At 69.9% G+C, this 6,240-nt stretch carries 7 protein-coding genes; 2 read left to right on the plus strand and 5 right to left on the minus strand.

Annotated elements, in window-relative coordinates; genetic code table 11:
• Positions 1 to 143: 143 nt before the first annotated feature.
• Positions 144 to 572 (minus strand): organic hydroperoxide resistance protein, encoded by a 429-nt coding sequence (locus ACFQ4O_RS13985; RefSeq protein ID WP_378776366.1) that lies wholly within the window; start codon positions 570 to 572, stop codon positions 144 to 146.
• Between the two features lie 162 nt (positions 573 to 734).
• Between ACFQ4O_RS13985 and ACFQ4O_RS13990 the strand changes: the two genes are divergently transcribed.
• Positions 735 to 1,178 (plus strand): MarR family winged helix-turn-helix transcriptional regulator, encoded by a 444-nt coding sequence (locus ACFQ4O_RS13990; RefSeq protein ID WP_378776368.1) that lies wholly within the window; start codon positions 735 to 737, stop codon positions 1,176 to 1,178.
• 644 nt (positions 1,179 to 1,822) lie between these two features.
• Here ACFQ4O_RS13990 and fliJ read toward each other — a convergent pair.
• On the minus strand, positions 1,823 to 2,239 hold the full coding sequence (fliJ, locus tag ACFQ4O_RS13995) for a flagellar export protein FliJ (protein ID WP_378776375.1): 417 nt from the start codon (positions 2,237 to 2,239) through the stop codon (positions 1,823 to 1,825).
• 24 nt (positions 2,240 to 2,263) lie between these two features.
• On the minus strand, positions 2,264 to 3,589 hold the full coding sequence (gene fliI / locus ACFQ4O_RS14000; RefSeq protein ID WP_378776377.1) for a flagellar protein export ATPase FliI: 1,326 nt from the start codon (positions 3,587 to 3,589) through the stop codon (positions 2,264 to 2,266).
• Between the two features lie 376 nt (positions 3,590 to 3,965).
• On the opposite strand from fliI, the gene ctrA reads away from it, so the two are divergent.
• Positions 3,966 to 4,667 (plus strand): response regulator transcription factor CtrA, encoded by a 702-nt coding sequence (gene ctrA, locus ACFQ4O_RS14005; protein ID WP_271205096.1) that lies wholly within the window; start codon positions 3,966 to 3,968, stop codon positions 4,665 to 4,667.
• A 124-nt stretch (positions 4,668 to 4,791) separates the two neighbouring features.
• On the opposite strand, the gene ACFQ4O_RS14010 is transcribed toward ctrA, so the two are convergent.
• Both ACFQ4O_RS14010 and ACFQ4O_RS14015 read right to left on the minus strand, forming a co-directional pair.
• Positions 4,792 to 5,655: a CheR family methyltransferase gene (locus ACFQ4O_RS14010; RefSeq protein WP_378776371.1), complete on the minus strand. Its 864-nt coding sequence runs from the start codon at positions 5,653 to 5,655 to the stop codon at positions 4,792 to 4,794.
• Positions 5,652 to 6,240, minus strand: a 589-nt coding sequence (locus tag ACFQ4O_RS14015; protein ID WP_378776373.1) for a chemotaxis protein CheB, incomplete at its 5' end; no start/stop codon positions are given. The genes ACFQ4O_RS14015 and ACFQ4O_RS14010, both read right to left, overlap by 4 nt.

Genomic DNA, 6,240 nt, shown 5'->3' on the forward strand with positions numbered 1-6,240 from the left:
GCCTGCGCCGCTGCCGCCGGCGCGCGAGATGGTCGAGACCACCGCCGCCATCCCGGCTCCCGCCGCGACGCCCACGCCGCAGCGCGACCGCCGGCCCTTCGCCCGGAAGTGATGGGCGGCGCGCGGTTGCGCCGCGCTGCGCCTCAGACCACCGTCGTCAGCTTGACGTTCAGATTGCCGCGGGTCGCCTCCGAATAGGGGCAGACCACGTGAGCGCGCGCGACCAGATCCTCCGCCACGGCGCGGTCAAGTCCCGGCAGCGCCACCTCCAGCGCCACCTCGATGCTGAAGCCCGTGCCGTCGTCGCGCGGGCCGATGCCGACCGACGAGGTGACGGACGCCTCCGCCGGAACCGCGATCTTGGCCTTGCCCGCCGCGAAGCGCAGCGCACCGAGGAAACAGGCGGCATAGCCCACCGCGAACAGCTGCTCGGGATTCGTGCCCTCGCCGCCGGCCCCGCCAAGCTCCTTCGGCACGACCAGGTTCACCGCCAGATTGCCGTCGGTGGTGGCCGAGCGCCCGTCGCGGCCGCCGCCGGTCGCCGTCGCGGAGGTGGAGTACAGCGTCTTCATCGTCATCTCCTCAAGAGTTGGGCGACCTCGTCCCGTCGCCGCGCGGAATTCATATCTCACACGATTAGATCGTGCGCGATACATCATCTTGCATGGCGGCCCGCATTGAAACGCATGCGATCCCATCGCGCACGATCAAATCGCCCATGCTAGAGTTGTAGGATGACCGACGCCCCTCCCCGCCTCGACCAGATGCTGTGCTTCGCGCTCTACTCCGCGACGGGCGCGCTCAACCGCGCCTACAAGCCGGCGCTGGAGGCGCTGGGCCTCACCTATCCGCAATATGTGACGCTGGTGGCGCTGTGGGAGCGGGACGGCCGCACCGTGGGCCAGCTCGGCGAGGCGCTGTTCCTCGAATCCAACACGCTGACGCCGCTCCTGAAGCGCATGGAGGCGGCCGGGCTGGTGCGCCGGGCGCGCGATCCGGCGGACGAGCGGCAGGTGCGCGTGGTCCTCACCGAGGACGGCCGGGCGATGCAGGCCCGCGCGGCCGATCTGCCCCGCCACATGCTGAAGGCGCTCGGCTGCGACGCGGAAACCGTGGCGGCGCTCACTGCCGAGGTGGCCGAAATGCGCGACCGCGTCACCGGCGGCAAGGCCGCCTGACGGACGGGTTTACAGCAGGAGGCGGAGGCAGGCCGGCCGCCCCCTCACCCGGCGCTTCGCGCCGACCTCTCCCCGCCGGGGAGAGGTGACGGCGGTTCGCACGTCGCGGGGAACACTGCAGGCTTCACGCGTCGCCACAGGACGGACGAAGGCGGAGAAGCCCGCTTCTTTACCTCTCCCCAGCGGGGAGAGGTCGGCGCGAAGCGCCTGGTGAGGGCGAGCGACGTATGACGGCTCCCCTCCACGTCATGCCCGCGCCTTCGCGCGGGCATCCACGACTTTCTGTCGGGCGCAAATGTCGACGTCCAAGTCGTGGATGCCCGAGACAAGCTCGGGCATGACGGATGTGTGGTGGCGCCGCCAGGGAGGTTTCGGACCGCAGACAGCCCCGTCACCGACAACCGCCCACGCCCCGCCGGCGTCAGCCGGCGCGGGCCTCGTGGGCGGCGTGTGACGGCCCCCTTCCACGTCATGCCCGCGCCTTCGCGCGGGCATCCACGACTTCCGGTCGGACGAAAATGTCGACGTCCAAGTCGTGGATGCCCGAGACAAGCTCGGGCATGACGGATGTGTGGTGGCGCCGCCAGGGCGGTTTCCGATCGCAGACAGCCCCGTCACCGGCAACCGCCCACGCCCCGCCACCGTCAGCCGGCGCGGGCCTCGTGGGCGGCGAGGCCGATGCGGTCCATTTCGGCCTGATCGCGGGCGGCCTCGGCCACGCGCTCGCGGGCGCTGTCGCGCTCCTCGAGGATCTCGATCTTCTTCAGCTCCTCGAACGCCTCGGCGAGCGCGGCCTGGGCGTCGGAGAGCTGGCCGCGGAGCTCGTCCGCGGAGCGCATCAGGTTGTCGCGCCGTCCCTGCGCCGCCTTGGCGTAGGTGGGGTACGCGTAATGGGCGACGTCGTGGATGCCCGCCTTCTCCTGCTCCTGCAGAATCTCGCGGTCCAGATCGGTCGCCATGCGCTCGAATTCGCCGATCATCGTCTCGATCTGGGCGACCTGCCGACGTTTTTCGTCGACCTGAAAGCGCTTGAGCTTGAGGAGAGTGTCTCGGGATTTCATGTCCGACATGGAAGCACACGCGGGTTAGCGGCCGGTTTCGCCGACGCTTAAAATCGAATCCAGTTGGCCGTAGCCTTCTCCAAGACGCGTTGCTTCTTCCTTACCTTGCGCGAGAAACCGCTCGAACGGGCCATTCAGGGCGATCGCCTCGTCCACCTCCGGGCTGGAGCCCGGCCGATAGGCGCCGAGCCGGATCAGCTCCTCCATGTCGCTGAAGGTGGCCATGGCCCGGCGGGCCTTGGCGATCAGCGGGCGCAGCTCCTCGGGCGTCGCCTTGGGCATGGTGCGCGACACCGATTTCAGGATGTTGATGGCGGGGTAGCGGCCGCGCTCGGCGATGGCGCGCTCCATCACGATGTGGCCGTCGAGAATGCCGCGCACCGCGTCGGCCACCGGCTCGTTGTGGTCGTCGCCGTCCACCAGCACGGTGAAGACGCCGGTGATGCTGCCCGCGCCGATCCCCGGCCCCGCCCGCTCCAGCAGGCGCGGCAGCTCCGCGAACACGGTCGGCGTGTAGCCCTTGGTGGTGGGCGGTTCGCCGGTGGAGAGGCCGATCTCGCGCTGGGCCATGGCGAAGCGGGTCACGCTGTCCATCATGCAGAGCACGTCGGCGCCCTCGTCGCGCAGCGCCTCCGCCAGCGTCAGCGTCAGATAGGCCGCCTGCCGCCGCTTCAGCGCCGGCTCGTCGGAGGTCGCAACCACCACGATCGAGCGGGCGAGACCGGCCTCCCCCAGATCGTCCTGCAGGAACTCCTGCACCTCGCGGCCGCGCTCGCCGATGAGCCCGATCACCGCGGCGTCGCAGGCGGTGTTGCGGGCGAGCATCGCGAGCAGCACCGACTTGCCCACGCCCGAACCCGCGAAGATGCCCATGCGCTGGCCGGCGCAGCAGGTGACGAAGGTGTTCAGCGCCCGAACGCCCAGATCGAGCGGCGCGCCGACGCGCTTGCGCGCATGGGCCGGCGGCGGCGGCGCGCGGTAGGGATAAAGCGCCGGGCCCTCCTTCAGCGGGCCCTTGCCGTCGATGGGCGTCCCCATGGCGTCGACCACCCGGCCGAGCCAGGCGCGGCTCGGCCGCACGCCCGGCGACGGCTGGCCGACCACGGCGCGGCAGCCCCGGCGCACGCCCTCCAGCGGCGCGAACGGCATCAGCAGCGCCCGGTCGCCCTGGAAGCCCACCACCTCGCATTCGGTGACGCCGCCCGGCCCCGCCTCGATCGACACCCGGCCGCCGATCGCCATCATGCCGAGCGGCCCCGCGACCTCCACCAGAAGGCCGCGCACGCCCACCACGCGGCCATAGACCTCGCGCTCCGGCGTCTCCTCCACGGCCTCGAACAGCCCGCGCATGGTTTCCATCCTGTTATCCCCAACGAATCATGACCGGGGACCGGCGCAGAGTAACCCTTCGTTTACCCCTTCGCCCAATCATGGCCCCAGCGCTTAAGAACACGGAAACCGTAACGACCGGCCGGAAGTTGGAGTCGGAAGAGTCGGTTATCCGCGTTTCTTAAGGTTTTTGCTGAGCGTTTTCGAAGGCGTGTTTCGCAGCCACCTCAACGGACTAAGGCGAAACACGGGCGAGAATCAGATCGAGCTTGCGACGCAGAATCATCTTCTGTTAACTAATGGTCGTTAAGCTTGTATCGGACTGGAAACGATCGGTTCACCGTGCCGGGCCCGGCGTCGTCGGGGCAGGTCACGCGGGCATCGGTGGAGGATTCGCATGCGCGTTCTTCTTATTGAAGACGATAGCGCCACGGCGCAGAGCATCGAGTTGATGCTCAAGTCTGAAAGCTTCAACGTCTATACGACAGAGCTTGGAGAAGAGGGCATCGACCTCGGCAAGCTCTACGATTACGACATCATCCTGCTCGACCTGAACCTCCCCGACATGTCGGGCTACGAGGTGCTCCGGGCCCTGCGTCTGGCGAAGATCAAGACCCCGATCCTGATCCTGTCCGGCCTCGCGGGGATCGAGGACAAGGTGCGCGGTCTCGGCGTCGGCGCCGACGACTACATGACCAAGCCGTTCCACAAGGACGAGATGGTCGCCCGCATCCACGCCATCGTGCGCCGGTCGAAGGGCCACGCCCAGTCCGTCATCACCACCGGCGACCTGATCGTGAACCTCGACACCAAGACGGTCGAGGTGGGCGGCGCCCGCGTCCATCTGACGGGCAAGGAATACCAGATGCTGGAGCTTCTGAGCCTGCGCAAGGGCTCGACGCTCACCAAGGAGATGTTCCTGAACCATCTCTACGGCGGCATGGACGAGCCCGAGCTGAAGATCATCGACGTCTTCATCTGCAAGCTGCGCAAGAAGCTCGCCAACGCAACCAACGGCAAGAACTACATCGAAACCGTCTGGGGCCGCGGCTACGTGCTGCGCGAGCCGAACGAAGACGAATCCCGCGCCATCGCCTGACCGGCGACGCGAGCGGATCGAAACGAGAAAAGCCCCGGCCATTGGCCGGGGCTTTTCTCGTTGTCAGGCTCGCCCGCGCAGCCTCCCCTCCCCGGTCGAAACCCGGGGGACGCCGCCGCCCCCGTCAGCGCGCGACGGCGAAGCGGGCGGCGGACGCGGGCGCGGCGGCGCCGAGGGCGGGGGTGGGGACGAACAGGCCGCGATGGCTCGCATGCGGGCGGAAGGGGCTGCGGGCGCCGAGCACGGTCTCGGCGGCGCCGAGCAGCAGGAAGCCGTCCGGCGCCGTCTGCCGGGCGATCCGGGCCAGCACGTCGGCCTTGGTGGCCTCGTCGAAATAGATCAGCACGTTGCGGCAGAACACCACGTCGAAGCGGCCCAGTGGCGCGAAGTCCCGCAGCAGGTTCAGGGTGCGGAACTGCGCCATCTCCCGGAGCTTCGGCGCGATGCGCCAGCGGTCGCCCTCCTGGGTGAAATGCTTCAGCAGCAGGCGGATCGGCAGCCCGCGCTGCACCTCGAACTGGGTGAACAGGCCGGAGCGCGCCCGCTCCAGCACCTCGTTCGACAGGTCGGTCGCCACGATCTCCACCTTCCAGCCCGCGAGCTGCGCGGCGCGGTCGGCGAGCAGCATGGCGAGCGAATAGGGCTCCTGCCCCGTGGAGCAGGCGGCGCACCAGATGCGGAGCGAGCGGGTCGTCGCCCGCGCCGCCATCAGCTGCGGCAGGATCACGTCCGTGAACTGGGTGAAGGGCGTGCCGTCGCGGAAGAAGAACGACTCGTTGGTCGTCATCGCCTCCACCACGTCCTGGGCGAGCGTGCTGTCGACGCCCGAGCGCAGCCGGGCCACCAGCGCCGAGAGCGAGGCGAGGCCCGTCCGCCGCACGATCGGCGCCAGGCGGCTTTCCAGCAGGTAGCGCTTCTCCTCGCCGATCGCGAGGCCCGAGCGGTCCTTGAGGAAGCGGGCCAGGAACTCGATGTCGGCGGGCGTCATGCGCGCTCTCCTGCGACGAGGCGGGTGATCTTGGGAGCGATGGCGGCGAGCGGCAGAACGGCGGAGCAGACGCCGGTGGCGACCGCCGCGCCCGGCATGCCCCAGACGACGCTGGTGGCCTCGTCCTGGGCGATGACGGAGCCGCCGGCGGCGGCGACGGCGCGCGCGCCGCAGGCGCCGTCCGAGCCCATGCCCGTCAGCACCACCGCCAGCAGCCCGCCGCCATAGACGCCGGCGGCGGAGCGGAACATCGGATCGACCGAGGGCTTGCAGTAGTTTTCGGGCGGGCCGTCGTCGAGCCGCGCGCACGGCTGCGCGCCCCGGCGGGCGATCACGAGATGACGGCCGCCGGGCGCCACATAGATCGCGCCGGGCGCCAGCGGCTCGCCGTCCACCGCCTCCCGGCAGGGCCGGCGGCTTGCGACGCCGAGATGCTCGGCGAGCGCCGCGGTGAAGGTCGCGGGCATGTGCTGCGTCACCAGAACGGGGATCGCGCCGAGCGCCGGGCTGAGCGCCGACAGCAGCGAGGCCAGCGCCTGCGGGCCCCCGGTGGAGGCGCCGATCGCCAGCGCCCGCACCGGCGCC

Origin of the sequence: Methylopila musalis (assembly GCF_042679725.1) — a bacterium.
Taxonomy (GTDB): Bacteria; Pseudomonadota; Alphaproteobacteria; order Rhizobiales; family Methylopilaceae; genus Methylopila; species Methylopila musalis.